Origin of the sequence: Magnetospirillum sp., from assembly GCA_027532905.1 — a bacterium.
In the GTDB taxonomy this organism is placed as follows: Bacteria; Pseudomonadota; Alphaproteobacteria; order CACIAM-22H2; family CACIAM-22H2; genus Tagaea.
On record JAPZUA010000001.1, the window covers coordinates 1,447,658 to 1,461,172 of the forward strand.

14 protein-coding genes are annotated in these 13,515 nt (G+C 65.3%); 9 read left to right on the plus strand and 5 right to left on the minus strand.

Annotated elements, in window-relative coordinates; genetic code table 11:
* Window positions 1–332: 332 nt before the first annotated feature.
* On the plus strand, window positions 333–1,106 hold the full coding sequence (locus O9320_07025) for a sterol desaturase family protein (GenBank protein ID MCZ8310587.1): 774 nt from the start codon (window positions 333–335) through the stop codon (window positions 1,104–1,106).
* On the opposite strand, the gene O9320_07030 is transcribed toward O9320_07025, so the two are convergent.
* Window positions 1,103–1,627, minus strand: a complete 525-nt coding sequence (locus O9320_07030; protein MCZ8310588.1) for an NUDIX hydrolase — start codon at window positions 1,625–1,627, stop codon at window positions 1,103–1,105. The genes O9320_07025 and O9320_07030 overlap by 4 nt on opposite strands.
* A gap of 43 nt (window positions 1,628–1,670) precedes the next feature.
* Window positions 1,671–1,928 carry a hypothetical protein gene (locus O9320_07035; protein ID MCZ8310589.1) on the minus strand — a complete coding sequence of 86 codons (258 nt, stop codon included), beginning with the start codon at window positions 1,926–1,928 and terminating at the stop codon, window positions 1,671–1,673.
* Between the two features lie 258 nt (window positions 1,929–2,186).
* On the opposite strand from O9320_07035, the gene O9320_07040 reads away from it, so the two are divergent.
* The gene (locus O9320_07040) at window positions 2,187–3,413 is read left to right on the plus strand and encodes a DUF2336 domain-containing protein (protein ID MCZ8310590.1); all 1,227 of its coding nucleotides are present in this window, start codon (window positions 2,187–2,189) and stop codon (window positions 3,411–3,413) included.
* 25 nt (window positions 3,414–3,438) lie between these two features.
* Here the strand turns inward: O9320_07040 and O9320_07045 are convergent, their stop codons facing one another.
* Complete coding sequence (locus tag O9320_07045) at window positions 3,439–4,638, minus strand: phosphoglycerate kinase (protein ID MCZ8310591.1); 1,200 nt, start codon at window positions 4,636–4,638, stop codon at window positions 3,439–3,441.
* 84 nt (window positions 4,639–4,722) lie between these two features.
* Between O9320_07045 and pyrF the strand changes: the two genes are divergently transcribed.
* Genes pyrF through O9320_07080 form a run of 7 tightly spaced genes read left to right on the plus strand, consistent with a single transcriptional unit; the run spans window position 4,723 to window position 12,268 of the window.
* On the plus strand, window positions 4,723–5,412 hold the full coding sequence (pyrF, locus tag O9320_07050) for an orotidine-5'-phosphate decarboxylase (protein ID MCZ8310592.1): 690 nt from the start codon (window positions 4,723–4,725) through the stop codon (window positions 5,410–5,412).
* A complete protein-coding gene (locus O9320_07055) occupies window positions 5,409–6,047 on the plus strand; it encodes a phosphoribosylanthranilate isomerase (protein ID MCZ8310593.1) in 639 nt (212 codons plus the stop codon). The genes pyrF and O9320_07055 overlap by 4 nt, the downstream gene beginning before the upstream one ends.
* A 45-nt stretch (window positions 6,048–6,092) precedes the next feature.
* Window positions 6,093–7,304 (plus strand): tryptophan synthase subunit beta, encoded by a 1,212-nt coding sequence (gene trpB, locus O9320_07060; protein ID MCZ8310594.1) that lies wholly within the window; start codon window positions 6,093–6,095, stop codon window positions 7,302–7,304.
* The gene (gene trpA, locus O9320_07065) at window positions 7,301–8,101 is read left to right on the plus strand and encodes a tryptophan synthase subunit alpha (GenBank protein ID MCZ8310595.1); all 801 of its coding nucleotides are present in this window, start codon (window positions 7,301–7,303) and stop codon (window positions 8,099–8,101) included. Before trpB ends, trpA begins: the two co-directional genes overlap by 4 nt.
* Before the next feature lie 10 nt (window positions 8,102–8,111).
* Window positions 8,112–9,023, plus strand: coding sequence for an acetyl-CoA carboxylase, carboxyltransferase subunit beta (accD, locus tag O9320_07070; GenBank protein MCZ8310596.1), 912 nt, complete (start codon window positions 8,112–8,114; stop codon window positions 9,021–9,023).
* Entirely contained in the window at window positions 9,020–10,285 is a 1,266-nt protein-coding gene (locus tag O9320_07075) for a bifunctional folylpolyglutamate synthase/dihydrofolate synthase (protein ID MCZ8310597.1), read from the plus strand. Before accD ends, O9320_07075 begins: the two co-directional genes overlap by 4 nt.
* A gap of 33 nt (window positions 10,286–10,318) precedes the next feature.
* Window positions 10,319–12,268, plus strand: coding sequence for a PAS domain-containing protein (locus O9320_07080; protein ID MCZ8310598.1), 1,950 nt, complete (start codon window positions 10,319–10,321; stop codon window positions 12,266–12,268).
* Between the two features lie 15 nt (window positions 12,269–12,283).
* Here O9320_07080 and O9320_07085 read toward each other — a convergent pair whose 3' ends face one another.
* A complete protein-coding gene (locus O9320_07085) occupies window positions 12,284–12,925 on the minus strand; it encodes a hypothetical protein (protein MCZ8310599.1) in 642 nt (213 codons plus the stop codon).
* Between the two features lie 7 nt (window positions 12,926–12,932).
* Window positions 12,933–13,508 carry a histidine phosphatase family protein gene (locus O9320_07090; protein ID MCZ8310600.1) on the minus strand — a complete coding sequence of 192 codons (576 nt, stop codon included), beginning with the start codon at window positions 13,506–13,508 and terminating at the stop codon, window positions 12,933–12,935.
* Window positions 13,509–13,515: the final 7 nt, after the last annotated feature.

Below are 13,515 nucleotides of genomic sequence, written 5' to 3' on the forward strand. Positions count from 1 at the left end.
CTGTCCATGGTCGGATCGTGTTCAGGGAGGGCTCCAACTCCGTTAGTGGTCGAAAGTGCAGGGATAAACACCCAGCTCCGCTCCGCCCGCTAACGTGCCTTTCCGGGTCCGACTCCATCGGAAACAAGGAGTCACATCATGGCTGCGAAGAAAAAGGCGAAGAAGAAGGCCGCTAAGAAGAAGAAGTAAGCGGCTTCTGCTCGGTGCATTTGGGGGCGTGGGGGGTTCTTCTCTCCGCGCCCCTTCCGTTTTGGGGCATACGAATTCGATATCGGCCTTGTATGGCCGCAATTGAGCGCTAGTTTGGGATCCGCATGGAACACGAAGCTTCATTGCGGCTCGCAATTTTTTTCGGACTGCTGATCGGCATGGCGTTGTGGGAAGTGGCCGCCCCGCGCCGCCCCGCCACGCTGGGGCGCAAAGGCCGCTGGCCCGCCAATCTCGGCATCGCGATTCTCGATTCGCTCGTCGTGCGCATTTTGCTGCCGGGCGGTGCGGTTGCGTTTGCGGCCGCCTATGCATCGACCGGGTACGGCTTGCTGCCGCTGCTGGGCGTGCCCGACTGGCTCGCCTTCGTGCTCGCGATCGCCGCTCTCGATCTGGCGATCTATTTCCAGCACCGCCTATTCCATGCCGTGCCCGTGCTGTGGCGGCTGCATCGCATGCACCACAGCGACGTCGATCTCGACGTGACCAGCGGTGCGCGTTTCCATCCAGCCGAAATCCTGCTGTCGATCGCCATCAAGCTCGGCGCCATTGCCGTGTTGGGTGCGCCGGCGGCGGCCGTTCTGGCGTTCGAAGTGATCCTCAACGCCTGTTCGATGTTCAACCACGCCAATGTCGCGATGCCCGCCTGGCTCGAGCGGGCGTTGCGCTTCGTTTTGGTCACGCCCGATCTGCACCGCATCCACCATTCGCGCGAGCGGATCGAGACCGACAGCAATTTCGGGTTCTCGGTGCCATGGTGGGACCGGCTGTTCGGCACCTATCGTCCTGAGCCCGAACGCGGCCAGCTCGGCATGACAATCGGGCTCGATGTTTTCAACACGCGCCAAGACCAGAAGCTCGCCGCCCTTCTGGTGCAGCCGCTGCGCAAAGCGCCTTAATCGGCGGGATTTGTTTCGGGCGCGAAGACCGGTGCATCACCGATGCGCCGCCAGGCGGCGAGCGCCCACGCGACGGTCGGGAACGCAAGCTGGTCCCACGGGATCGCCTCCCAATCGAACAACGCGACCTCGAGGCTCTCTTGGCTCGGCCCGAAATTGGGCGTTGCGAGGGCTGCGCGATAGATGAGCTGCACTTGGCTGATGCGTGGCAGCGAATAGACCGCCAGCAGCGCATCGATTGCGATTTCGGCGCACGCCTCTTCAAGGGCTTCGCGCGCCGCACCCTCGACCGGCGATTCGCCAAGCTCGAGATAGCCGGCAGGCAGCGTCCAATAGCCGATGCGCGGTTCGATGGCGCGCTTGCACAACAGCACGCGGCCCTGCCATTGCACAACCGCGCCCACCACGATCTTTGGATTGTCGTACTGCACGAAGCCGCAATCGGCGCACACAAGGCGCTCGCGATTGTCGCCTTCGGGCACTGTGCGAAGCGTGGGGCCGACTGGTTTATCCGCTGCCATCTCGACACAAAGTGTCGGCCGCGCGCGGGCGCCCGCGCAAGCGTTAGATAACGAGATCGACGAGCGAGCCGCGCGGCAAGGTACGCGCCGGTTTCGTTTCGTCCGAAAAATTCGCAGCGATCGCGAGCCGAACTTCGGCCAAGGCCGAGCCGCGCGCCGGGATCGGCAGGTTCTGCACGAACTCCGCCGAAACCGCTGCAGCCGTACGCGGCGGCGTGCCGGTGCGCCCATTGCCGACCCGCGCCGAATCCGGACGGATGCCGTTGTTGCCGATGGCAGTTGTTGCTGTTTGGATATTCATAGATTCGATTATTGGCAAAATTGGATAAATTTTTCGTTAACTCGCGGAAATTCAGTAAATTTTGCTTCTTTATGACCCTTTGAAACGTTCAGCCATTGCAAAATGCAAAGCCGGGTGCACTGCGGCAACGACATCCGCAAAAGCGTGCCGAACTCCGCAGGCGGCGCTAGCTTAGGCGACGAGTCGAGCGTTAGACTAACTAATGAACGCGCTGGTAATCTTGGACCAGAAAATACGCGTCATAGGACCGATACACGCATGACGACGCCGTTCGACAGTACACAACTGCAAGGCTTGCTGCTTCTTGCCCAAGACAAGCGCCCGGATGCCCGCGCCCATTTGGCGACGCGCATGGGCGACATGATTCTGGGCACCGATTTGGGTGCCATGTCGGCGCGCGAGCGCGAGCTTGCCGAAGAAATTCTGCAGCGCCTGCTGCATCAGCTCGAAATGCCGATCCGGCGCAGCCTCGCCGAGCGCTTGGCGCAGGAAGACGTGGCCCCGCGTAATCTGATCGTGCAGCTGGCCAACGACCGCATCGAAGTGGCGTGGCCGGTGCTGCTGCATTCGGGCTTGCTCGACGACAACGAATTGCTGAGCGTGATCCGCTCGCGCACCATGCAGCACCGCCTGGCGATCGCGCGGCGCGAGAAGATTTCCGAGCCGGTCAGCGACGCGCTTGTGCGCCCCGGCGAACAAGACGTGGTGCGCGCCGTGCTCGAAAATCGCGGTGCAGCGATCGCGGTCGGCACGTTCGAAACACTCGTCGAAAATTCGCAGGCCGACAGCGACCTGCAGGAAATCCTGCTGAAGCGCGACGATCTCGATCCGCGCCTTGCAGGGCGCATGTATGGCTGGGTTTCGGCCGCGTTGCGCCACTACATCGTCGAGAATTTCGAGATCGACCATTTCGTGCTCGACAAGGCGATCAGCGAAGCCTTGGCCGACGTCGTTGCCGACCAACGGCGCGCGGCGGCCATCAACGGCACGCTGCAGCGCATCCGCTTTGCGGTCGACCGCAACGAGGTGCAGGATCTGAAGATGCTGTTCCCGCTGATCCGGGCTGGCGAGCGGTCGCTGTTCGAAGCTTTGTTCGCCAAGCTCACCGGCATTTCGGTCGCGACCGCGCGGCGCTGCCTCTACGAAACCGGCGGGCGGGCACTCGCGGTCGCCTGCCGCGGCTGCCAGATCGACAAGGCGTTGTTCACCGAATTCTTCATCGCCTTGCGCCAGCTCGGCGAAGAGTCCGGCACCAAGGTCGATCCGGGCGAGCTGTTCGAAGCGCTGTCTTTCTACGACCGCATCGACCAAGCGACCGCCGAAGCGCGCGTGGCCGCTTGGCGGCGCGGCGAAACGCGCGGGGCACTCGTCGAAGAAATCCCGGCTGCCGAAACAAGCCCGCGCCCGAGTGCGGCCGAAGGCCCGACGCGCAAAATGTACGCGGTCCCTGAACGGCGCAAAACGCCGTTCAGCCGGATGCACTGAGCGTTATCTCGCGCTTAAGGCAGCGTCAGGCGCTGCGCACGTAAAGCGCTGCCACACCCGGCAGTTCTTTGCCTTCGAGCCATTCGAGAAACGCCCCGCCCGCCGCCGACACATAGTCGAACTTGTCGACAACGCCGGCATGGGCAAGGGCTGCGACCGTGTCGCCGCCGCCGGCGACGGCCATGAGCTTTCCGGCCGTGCACAGATCGGCCGCCCCGCGCGCAAGTGCCGTCGTGCCGTTGTCGAACGGCTTGAATTCGAAAGCGCCGACGGGGCCGTTCCACACCAATGTTTTGGCGCCCGAAAGGATCCGCAGCGTTTCGGCGACCGACAGCGGGCCAATATCGAGGATCATCTTGTCGTCGGGGACCGCACCGATCGCGACGGTCTGCGCGTCGGCACCGTCGGTGAGGGCACCCGCCACGACCGCATCGACCGGCAGCACGATCTGTTTGCCGCCCGACTGCGCGTCGGCAAGGATGCGCCGCGCGGTCTCGGCCATGTTGGCCTCGCACAGCGAGCGGCCGATACCGATGCCTTTGGCGTGCAGAAACGTGTTCGCCATGCCGCCGCCGATCACCAGAATATCGACGCGCGCGAGCAGATGGCCGAGCAGATCGAGTTTGGTCGAAACTTTCGAGCCGCCGACGATGGCCGCCACCGGCCGCTTGGGCCGGTCGAGAGCCGCCGACAGCGCATCAAGCTCGGCCTGCATGGCGCGGCCGGCCGCACAGGGCAGCAGATGCGCAATGCCCTCGGTCGAGGCGTGGGCGCGATGCGCGCACGAGAACGCGTCGTTGACGTAGATGTCGCCCTGTTCGGCGAGCGCTTTGGCAAAGCTCGGCGCGTTTTTCTCTTCGCCCTTGTGGAAGCGCAGATTCTCGAGCAGCAGCACGTCGCCGTCTTTCATCGCCGCCACCGCCGTTGCGGCCGGTTCGCCGATGCAGTCGGTCGCAAACGCCACTTGCTTGCCGATCGCCGCCGCCAGCGCCGGCGCGATCGGGGCCAGCGACTGCGTCATGTCGCGCCCTTGCGGCCGGCCGAAATGCGACATCACGATCGTGCGCGCCCCCTTGGCGGCGAGCTCGCGCACGGTGGGCGCAAAACGTTCGATGCGCGTGGCGTCGCTGACTTTGCCGTCCTGCATCGGCACGTTAAGGTCGGCGCGCACGAGCACGCGCTTGCCGGCGAAGGCGAAATCGTCGAGGGACTTGTAGCGGTTCATGGCACTGGCAATCCTGAAGAAAACGAGCGTATACCCAAGCGGCGGCAAGGGCCGCTTCTATCGCCCAACGGGGAGTGATTTTCAATGGCCGATGCGTTGCCGTCCGTGTTCGTCGCGATCGACCGGGCCGACCCGGCTGCGGCTGCTGGCGATCTGACGGCCTTGGGCCACAAGGGCTTTGCGCTGAAGCTGGGTCTCGAGTTTTTCGTCGCCAACGGGCCTGCGGGCGTGCGCGCCGTAGCCGGCGACCGGCCGCTGTTCCTCGATCTGAAGCTCCACGACATCCCGAACACGGTCGCGGGCGGCGTGCGCGCGGCAAATGCCTGTGCGCCCGCCTTCCTCACCATCCACGCAAGCGGGGGCCCGGCGATGATCGCCGCGGCACGGGCCGCCGCCGATGCCAGTACGCAGATTCTCGCCATTACAGTGCTGACCAGCCTCGACGATAGCGATCTCGACGCGGTCGGCCAGATGGGGCCCTCGGGCGACCAGGCGCTGCGCCTTGCACTTGTGGCAAAAGCCGCCGGTGCCAATGGCGTGGTGTGCTCGGCCCACGAAATTGCGCGGCTGCGCGCTGCCTGCGGGCCCGATTTCAAACTCGTCGTGCCCGGCATTCGTCCCGCCTGGGCCGCAACGGGCGACCAGAAACGCGTTATGACGCCGCGCGAAGCCATGGATCTGGGTGCCGACCATCTCGTAATCGGCCGGCCGATCACGCAGGCGGCCAACCCGAAAGCCGCCCTCGACCGCATTTTGGCCGAGATCGCCGCGTGAGCGTGGCCGTCAAAATCTGCGGCCTCAATGCGCCGGCCGCGATCGAAGCGGCAGCCGGTGCGGCCTATGCCGGCTTCGTGTTTTTTGCGCGCAGCCCACGCCATGTGAGCCCCGCGACCGCCGCACATTTGGCGCGCGGCCTGCCACCTTTGGCGATCCGCGTGGCGCTTGCGGTCGATCCCAGCGACGCCGATCTCGATGCGATCCTCGCCGACTTCCGGCCCGATCTGTGGCAATTGCACGGCGCCGAAACGCCCGCGCGTGTGGCCGAAATCAAAGCGCGCACGGGTCTGCCGGCCATGAAAGCGATCGGCATTTCGCAGGCCGAAGATCTGGCACAAGCCGAGCCCTATCTTGAAGTCGCCGACCGGCTGCTGTTCGACGCCAAGCCGCCCAAGCGGCCGGACGCGCTGCCTGGCGGCAATGCCGTGCGCTTCGATTGGACGATTCTGGCCGGTACCGAATGGCCCTTGCCGTGGATGCTGTCGGGCGGACTTACGGCCGCCAACGTCGCCGAAGCGGCGCGCGTTTCGGGGACCTTGTGCGTGGACGTGTCGTCGGGCGTGGAAGACCGGCCCGGGCACAAATCGCCGCGCTTGATCCGACGCTTTTTGAGCGCTGCCGCCGAGGCTTGAGGCGGGCTTGGCCCTTCGCGTTTGCTCGGCTATAACCCTGCGGCCATGAACCAGATCAATTCCTTCCGCGCCGGCCCCGACGAGAACGGCCATTTCGGCCTGTTCGGCGGCCGCTATGTGTCCGAAACCCTGATGCCGCTGATCCTCGAGGTCGAGCGCGCCTATATGGCCGCCCGCAAGGACCCGGCCTTCCAAAAAGAGCTCGACTATTACCTCGCCCATTATGTCGGCCGGCCGTCGCCTTTGTGGTTCGCCGAGCGCCTGACCAAAACATTGGGTGGCGCCAAAATCTATCTCAAGCGCGACGAGCTCAACCATACGGGTGCGCACAAGATCAACAGCTGCATGGGCCAGATCCTGCTGGCCCAGCGCATGGGCAAGCGCCGCATCATCGCGGAGACGGGTGCGGGCCAGCATGGCGTTGCGACCGCCACCGTGTGCGCCCTCTTCGGCCTGCCCTGCACGGTCTACATGGGGGCGACCGACATTGCCCGCCAAGCGCCCAACGTGTTCCGCATGAAACTGCTGGGTGCCGAAGTGAAACCCGTCACGTCGGGGACCGCCACGCTCAAAGACGCGATGAACGAAGCGCTGCGCGACTGGGTCGCCAATGTCGAAGACACCTACTACATCATCGGCACGGTCGCGGGCCCGCATCCCTATCCGATGATGGTGCGCGATTTCCAGAGCGTGATCGGCAAAGAAGCGCGCGAGCAGTTCCTGGCCGCCGAAGGCAAATTGCCCGACAAGCTCGTGGCCTGCATCGGCGGCGGCTCGAACGCGATGGGGCTGTTCCATCCGTTCCTCGACGACCGCGACGTGTCGATGGACGCGGTCGAAGCCGCCGGCCTCGGGCTCGATTCGGGCAAACACGCGGCCTCGCTGCAAGGCGGGCGGCCCGGCGTGCTGCACGGCAACCGCACCTTCCTGCTGATGGACGAAGACGGCCAGATCGACGAAGCCCATTCGATTTCGGCTGGTCTCGACTATCCCGGCATTGGCCCCGAGCATTCGTGGCTGCACGACATCAAGCGCGTGAAATACGTCGCCGCTACCGACGACGAGGCGATCGAAGGCTTTAAACTTCTGTCGCGCACAGAAGGCATTCTGCCGGCTCTCGAGCCCGCCCATGCCGTCGCCCACGTCGCGCGCATCGCGCCCGCCTTGCCCAAGGACTACACGATCATCATGAATCTGTGCGGCCGCGGCGACAAAGACATCTTCACGATCGGCGAACGCCTCGGGGTGAAATTGTGAGCCGTATTGCAGCACGCTTCAAAGCCCTCGCCGCCGAGGGCCGTGCGGGCCTCGTCACCTACGTGATGGCGGGCGATCCGGATGCCGCAACGTCGCAGACGATCCTCGACGGGCTGCCCACCGCCGGGGCCGACATCATCGAACTCGGTCTGCCGTTCTCCGATCCGATGGCCGACGGCCCGGCCGTGCAGGCAGCCGCTTTGCGTTCGCTCAAAGCCGGCGGCTCGACGCGCAAGGCGCTCGCCCAGCTTGCCGCTTTCCGCAAGACCGACCAGACCACGCCGGTCGTGCTGATGGGCTACTACAACCCGATCTATATCTACGGCCCCGAGCGTTTCTGCCGCGATGCCGCCGCAGCCGGTGCCGACGGGCTCATCGTCGTCGATCTGCCGCCCGAAGAAGATGCCGAGTTGCGCCCGTTCGCGCAGGCTGCCGGCCTCGATCTCGTGCGGCTTGCAACGCCGACAACCGACGACAAGCGCCTGCCGACCGTGCTCAACGGCGCATCGGGCTTTCTCTACTACGTCGCCGTGCTCGGCGTGACCGGCACGCGCTCGGCAGCATCCGACGAGGTCGCCACAGCCGTTGCCCGCATCCGCCGTTCGACCAAGCTGCCGATCGCCGTCGGCTTCGGCATCAAGGATGCGGCCGGAGCCGCTGCGATCGCGCGCCATGCCGATGCCTGCGTCGTCGGTTCGGCGTTGGTCGCACTGTCAAACAAGCCTGCATCGCTGCACGGCCTCGTGCGCGACCTCGCCGCCGCCGTGCGCGGTGCCCGCACCAAACAAATCGCCTGATAGGGACCCCATGAGCTGGCTGACCAACTTCGTCCGCCCCAAGATCCGCGCCCTCGTCCGCAAGACCGAGGTGCCGGACAATCTGTGGGACACTTGCCCCGCCTGCAGCAAGATGATCTTCCATCGCGATCTGGAAGCGGCCCAGCGCGTGTGCCCGCATTGCGGCCACCATATGCGCCTGCCGGCCAAGCGGCGGCTCGAGACGTTGTTCGACGAGGGTGTTTATGCCCGCATCGAACTGCCGAAGGTCATTGCCGATCCGCTCAAGTTCCGCGACCAGAAGAAATACGTCGATCGCCTGAAGGCCGCGCGCGAAAAAACCGGCGAACAGGACGCGATCCTGGTGGCGCATGGCCGCATCGGCGGCATGTCGGCGGTCGTCGCGGCCTTCGATTTCGACTTCCAAGGCGGCTCGATGGGCATTGCCGTGGGCGAAGGGCTCGTGGCGGCGGCGAAGCTTGCCGTGTTGCAGCAGGCGACCCTTATCGTCGTCCCGGCTTCGGGCGGGGCGCGCATGCAGGAAGGCATTTTGTCGCTGATGCAGATGCCGCGCTCGGTCATCGCGGCCGAAGAGGTCAAGGAAGCGGGCCTGCCCTATATCGTACTGCTGACCGATCCCACGACGGGTGGGGTGTCGGCTTCGTTTGCGATGCTGGGCGACATCGCCATCGCCGAACCGGGTGCGACGATCGGCTTTGCCGGCGCGCGTGTGATCGAAGAGACGATCCGCGAGAAACTGCCGGCCGGATTCCAGAAGGCCGAATATCTGCTCGAGCACGGCATGGTCGACATGGTCGTGCATCGCCACGAGCTGCGCGCCACGCTCATTCGGCTGATCGGCCTGCTGACCGAGCCCAAGCCGCGCGCCGAGATCGTAGCCATGCCGATGCCGCAGCTCGAGATCCCCGACGCCAAGGCGTGAGTGCCGATCCGATCCTGGAGCGGCTGAAGACGCTCCATCCCAAAGCTATCGACATGTCGCTCGACCGTCTCGTGCGGCTGATGGCAGCCCTTGGCAATCCGCAAGACCGGCTCGCACCGGTCGTGCATGTGGCCGGCACCAACGGCAAGGGCTCGACGCTTGCTGCCTTGCGCGCCATGCTCGAGGCAGCCGGCAAAATCGTGCATGTCTACACCTCGCCGCATCTCGTGCGCTTCAACGAGCGCATCCGCGTCTCCGGCACGCTGATCGACGATGCGACGCTTGCGGCCCTGCTCGAAGAGATCGAGACGGTGAATGCGGGCGCACCCATCACCTTCTTCGAGGTCACGACGGCCGCCGCCTTCCTCGCCTTTACGCGGACAAAGGCCGACTATGTGCTTCTCGAAACCGGCATGGGCGGCAGGCTCGATGCGACGAACCTCGTCGCCAAGCCTGTCGCGATCGGGCTCACGCCGATTTCGTTCGACCATATGCAGTATCTGGGGAACACGCTCGCGGCCATCGCGGGCGAGAAGGCCGGCATCATCAAGCCCGGCGTGCCCGTCTATGTGGGTGTGCAGCCGCCGGAGGCCGCTGCCGTGTTCGACGCCAAAGCGCAGGCGCTGAGTGCGCCCTTGTTCCGCTTCGGTCGCGAATGGAATTTCGCGCCGACCTCGGAAGGCTTCGTATGGCGACGCGACGGCCGACACTACGATCTGCCGCATCCGGCCCTGCCCGGTCGCCACCAGATCGAAAATGCGGCCCTCGCCGTCGCCATTGCCGACGGGCTTGGCCTGTCGGCGCACGCGATCGCCGCCGGCGTTGCCGCCACCCAATGGCCCGCGCGGCTCCAGCGCCTTGCAAAGGGGCCGCTGGCGGATTTGCTGAAGCCCGAAGTCTCGCTTTATCTCGATGGCGGCCACAACGAGGCGGCGGGCGAGGTGTTGGCGGCCTGGGCCAAAGGCCGAAAAATCGATCTTGTGTTCGGCATGCTCTCGACCAAAGAGCCCGCCGATTTTCTGCGCCACGTGGCCCCGTTCGTGCGGCGCTTGCGCGCCCTCGCGATCGAGGACGAGCCGTTGTCGAGGCCCGCGTCCGAGATCGTTGCGGCGGCCCGCACGGTCGGCATTGAAGATGTTGCGGCCGCAGCGAGCCCGCAGGCCGCAATCGCCGATCTCGCGGCCCAAGCGGATGCGCAAACGCCGGTGCTGATCTGCGGCTCGCTCTATCTGTGCGGCCGCATCCTCAACGACAATTCCTGACATTAGCGGCGAACCGCTGTTAGAGTTGCAGCCATGGCGTGGGGCAAATTCTTCGGCAAACAAGAGAACGAGCAGGCAAGCGGAGCGGCAGCTTTCCTTGCCGCAGCGCCGATCGGCTTCTTTGCACTCGACGCGGCGGGCCGCTTCGTATTCGCCAATCCGGCCTTTGCCGAATTGCTGGGCCGCCCGGTCGAGGAAATCTGCGCCGGGTTGCGGCTGCACGACGTGCTGGCAGATCCGGTTCCACCCGAGGCGGCCCCGTTCCAGGCTTTTGCCGACCCGCAGGCGAGCAAAGGCGAAGTGCGCTTGCGCCGCGTGGGCTCGGCGCCGGTCTTGGTCACGATCGAGCAAACGATCGATCCCGACCGGCGCGACGGCATTGCGCTGCGCGGCCTTGCGCGCGATGCGGCACCTTCGCAAGCGATGGCCACGGCCCTCGCGCGCAGCGAGACGGGCTTTCGCCGCTTTTTCGAGAATGCGCCCGTCGGTATTGCGCTGATCGACCCCGACGGCCGCCTGACCGAAACCAACCGCGCCTTCCAGCGCCTGTGCGGGGCGACGCGCGAAGCGGCCGTGGGGCGCAATGTGGCGATGTTCGCGGCCCCCGAAGAACGCGCCGAACTCGTCGCCAAACTGCGGCGCCTTGCCGCCGGGGCTGCCGCCAGCGACGCTGCCGGCGGCGTGCCGGATCGGCTCAATCTGCGGCTCGTGGCCGAAGACGGGAAAGAACACATCGTCGCCGTTTTCGCACGCGCCCTCGACGAGGAAGCGGGCAGTGCGGGAGCCGTCATTCTGCATTTTCTCGACATCAGCGAACAGCGCAGGCTCGAGCAGCAATTCGCGCAGTCGCAGAAAATGCAGGCGGTGGGCCAGCTCGCGGGCGGCGTCGCGCACGACTTCAACAATCTGCTGACCGCGATGATCGGCTTTTGCGATCTCTTGCTGCTGCGCCACCAGCCCGGCGACGCGTCCTTCGCCGACATCATGCAGATCCGCCAGAACGCCAACCGGGCCGCCAATCTCGTGCGCCAGCTTTTGGCCTTTTCGCGCCAACAGACGCTGCAGCCCAAAGTGATCGACGCGACCGATGCGCTGACCGAGCTTTCGCATCTGCTGCGCCGCCTCATCGGCGCGGGCATCGAGCTCAAGGTCGTGCATGCGCGCGATCTGTGGCTCGTGCGCGTGGACCAAGGCCAGCTCGAACAGGTGATCATCAATCTCGCCGTCAATGCGCGGGACGCGATGCAAGGGGGCGGCACGCTCACGATCCGCACCGGCAATGCGGTGAAGACAGCACCTGAGCGCCACGGCGACGAAGAAATCCCGGCGGGCGACTATGTGCGCATCTCCGTCGAAGATACCGGTACCGGCATTTCGCCCGAAATTCTTGGCCGCATCTTCGAGCCGTTTTTCTCCACCAAAGCGGTGGGCTCAGGTACGGGCCTCGGGCTTTCGACCGTCTACGGCATTGTGCGCCAGACCGGCGGCTTCGTGCAGGTCGACAGCCGACCCGGCCAAGGTTCCACCTTCACGCTGCTGCTGCCGCGCTGGATGGGAGCGGCCCAAGCCGAAGGGGCGGCCGAGCCCGCGGCACGGCGCCGCGACTTGACCGGTGCCGGGACCGTGCTGCTCGTCGAGGACGAAGACGCCGTACGCCTGTTTGGCGCCCGCGCCTTGCGCAACAAGGGCTACAAAGTGGTCGAAGCCAAAACCGGCGACGCCGCACTTGAGATCGTGCGCGAGATGGGATCGAGCATCGACCTCATGATCACCGACGTGGTCATGCCACAGATGGACGGCACGACCTTGATCCGCGAATCGCGCAAGCTCTTTCCCAATCTCAAGATCATCTGCATTTCGGGCTACGCCGAAGAACAATTCCGGCAGACGCTGGAAGGCTTCGACAACGTGCATTTCCTGCCCAAACCCTTCAGCCTCGATCAGCTCGCCGCGAAGGCCAAAGAAGCGATGCGCCCGGCCTGAGGCCGCACGCCAGCACTAGCACGCATGAAAACCGCCGCCCGGAATGGGTGCGGGCATCCAGATGCCGAGAATGCGCCCGTGCGGTGCGACAGGCTCGAGCACGATCGCCGCCCCTTCCGGAAAAGCGCGCCCGCCGACGGGCTCGCCCAACACCATGATCGCGGGCGTGCGATGGCCGACGAGCAAGCGGTTCGCACCCGCCGGCACAGGCGTGCTGAACAGCCGCGCGTGTGCGGCCAGGACTTCGCCCAGGCGCGTACCGGCATAGTCGTCGGCTAGAAGATCGTCGGTCACGCGCACTTGCGCTTGCCCGAAGGCGAACTCGGCCGTATCGCGCGCGCGATAAACCGGACCCGCAAGCACAGGCATCTCAACCGGAATGCGGTGCGCCGCGAACGCCTGGCCGATCGCGCGCGACTGCGCTTGCCCGGCTGCCGAAATGTTGCGCTGGCCCTCGCGGTCGCCGATGCGAAACGAACGGTCGCACGGCATGCCGAGTGTGTCGGCATGGCGGAAATAGAGCACAAGCCCGCCCGCTTGCATCCGCGCGATCAAAGCTTGGCCTGCCGCTGAATCGCTCGGCGCCGGTGCAAGCGTCTGCGCTGCGGCCGCATTCGCAAAGAAAAGCGCGAAGGCAAAGATCAGGCGCTTGAACATCTGCGCGCTAGTTCGACAGCCCCGCCACCCGCCATGGCTCGGGCAGGAGTTGCACCGGAACGGCGTTAGCGAGGGTGGCGGCGTGCGGCAGACCCAGCGTTTCGCGCAAGGCCGCGAAGCTGCCGCCGTGCGCCACGATCAGCAAAGGGGCCGGATAGGCCAATGCGCGTGCGACGGCGTTCGCGATGCGCACGCAGAATTCGGCGAAGGGTTCGGCTCCCACGGGCGTTTCGCCCGCATACCATTTGGGCAGCAGCCCGTCTTCGGCTGTCCCTTCGCGCGCACCCCAATGGGTTTCGGCCAAGCCCAGTTCGTAAACGATTTCGAGACCGCGCGATGCCGCGACGATTTCAGCCGTGCGGCGTGCGCGCAGCAACGGGCTTGCGACGATCGTTGCGATTTCGACATTACGCAACGCGCTGGCGGCCGATTGGGCTTGCGCGAGGCCCGTGTCGTTGAGCGGGATATCGCGGCTGCCTTGCAGCAGACCTTGGCGATTCCAGTCGGTCTCGCCGTGGCGCAGAAAGAAAAAAGGAACAAGCGAGATATTGCCCGGCTTGTTCCTTTGATCGGTACCGTACACGCGAGCA

What these genes read in the sequence shown, in the direction of transcription:
- O9320_07030 (MCZ8310588.1), bottom strand. Translation starts at nt 1,627, where the DNA reads ATGGCAGCGGATAAACCAGTCGGCCCCACGCTTCGCACAGTGCCCGAA.
- O9320_07040 (MCZ8310590.1), top strand. Translation starts at nt 2,187, where the DNA reads ATGACGACGCCGTTCGACAGTACACAACTGCAAGGCTTGCTGCTTCTT.
- pyrF (MCZ8310592.1), top strand. Translation starts at nt 4,723, where the DNA reads ATGGCCGATGCGTTGCCGTCCGTGTTCGTCGCGATCGACCGGGCCGAC.
- O9320_07085 (MCZ8310599.1), bottom strand. Translation starts at nt 12,925, where the DNA reads ATGTTCAAGCGCCTGATCTTTGCCTTCGCGCTTTTCTTTGCGAATGCG.
- O9320_07035 (MCZ8310589.1), bottom strand. Translation starts at nt 1,928, where the DNA reads ATGAATATCCAAACAGCAACAACTGCCATCGGCAACAACGGCATCCGT.
- trpB (MCZ8310594.1), top strand. Translation starts at nt 6,093, where the DNA reads ATGAACCAGATCAATTCCTTCCGCGCCGGCCCCGACGAGAACGGCCAT.
- O9320_07080 (MCZ8310598.1), top strand. Translation starts at nt 10,319, where the DNA reads ATGGCGTGGGGCAAATTCTTCGGCAAACAAGAGAACGAGCAGGCAAGC.
- accD (MCZ8310596.1), top strand. Translation starts at nt 8,112, where the DNA reads ATGAGCTGGCTGACCAACTTCGTCCGCCCCAAGATCCGCGCCCTCGTC.
- O9320_07045 (MCZ8310591.1), bottom strand. Translation starts at nt 4,638, where the DNA reads ATGAACCGCTACAAGTCCCTCGACGATTTCGCCTTCGCCGGCAAGCGC.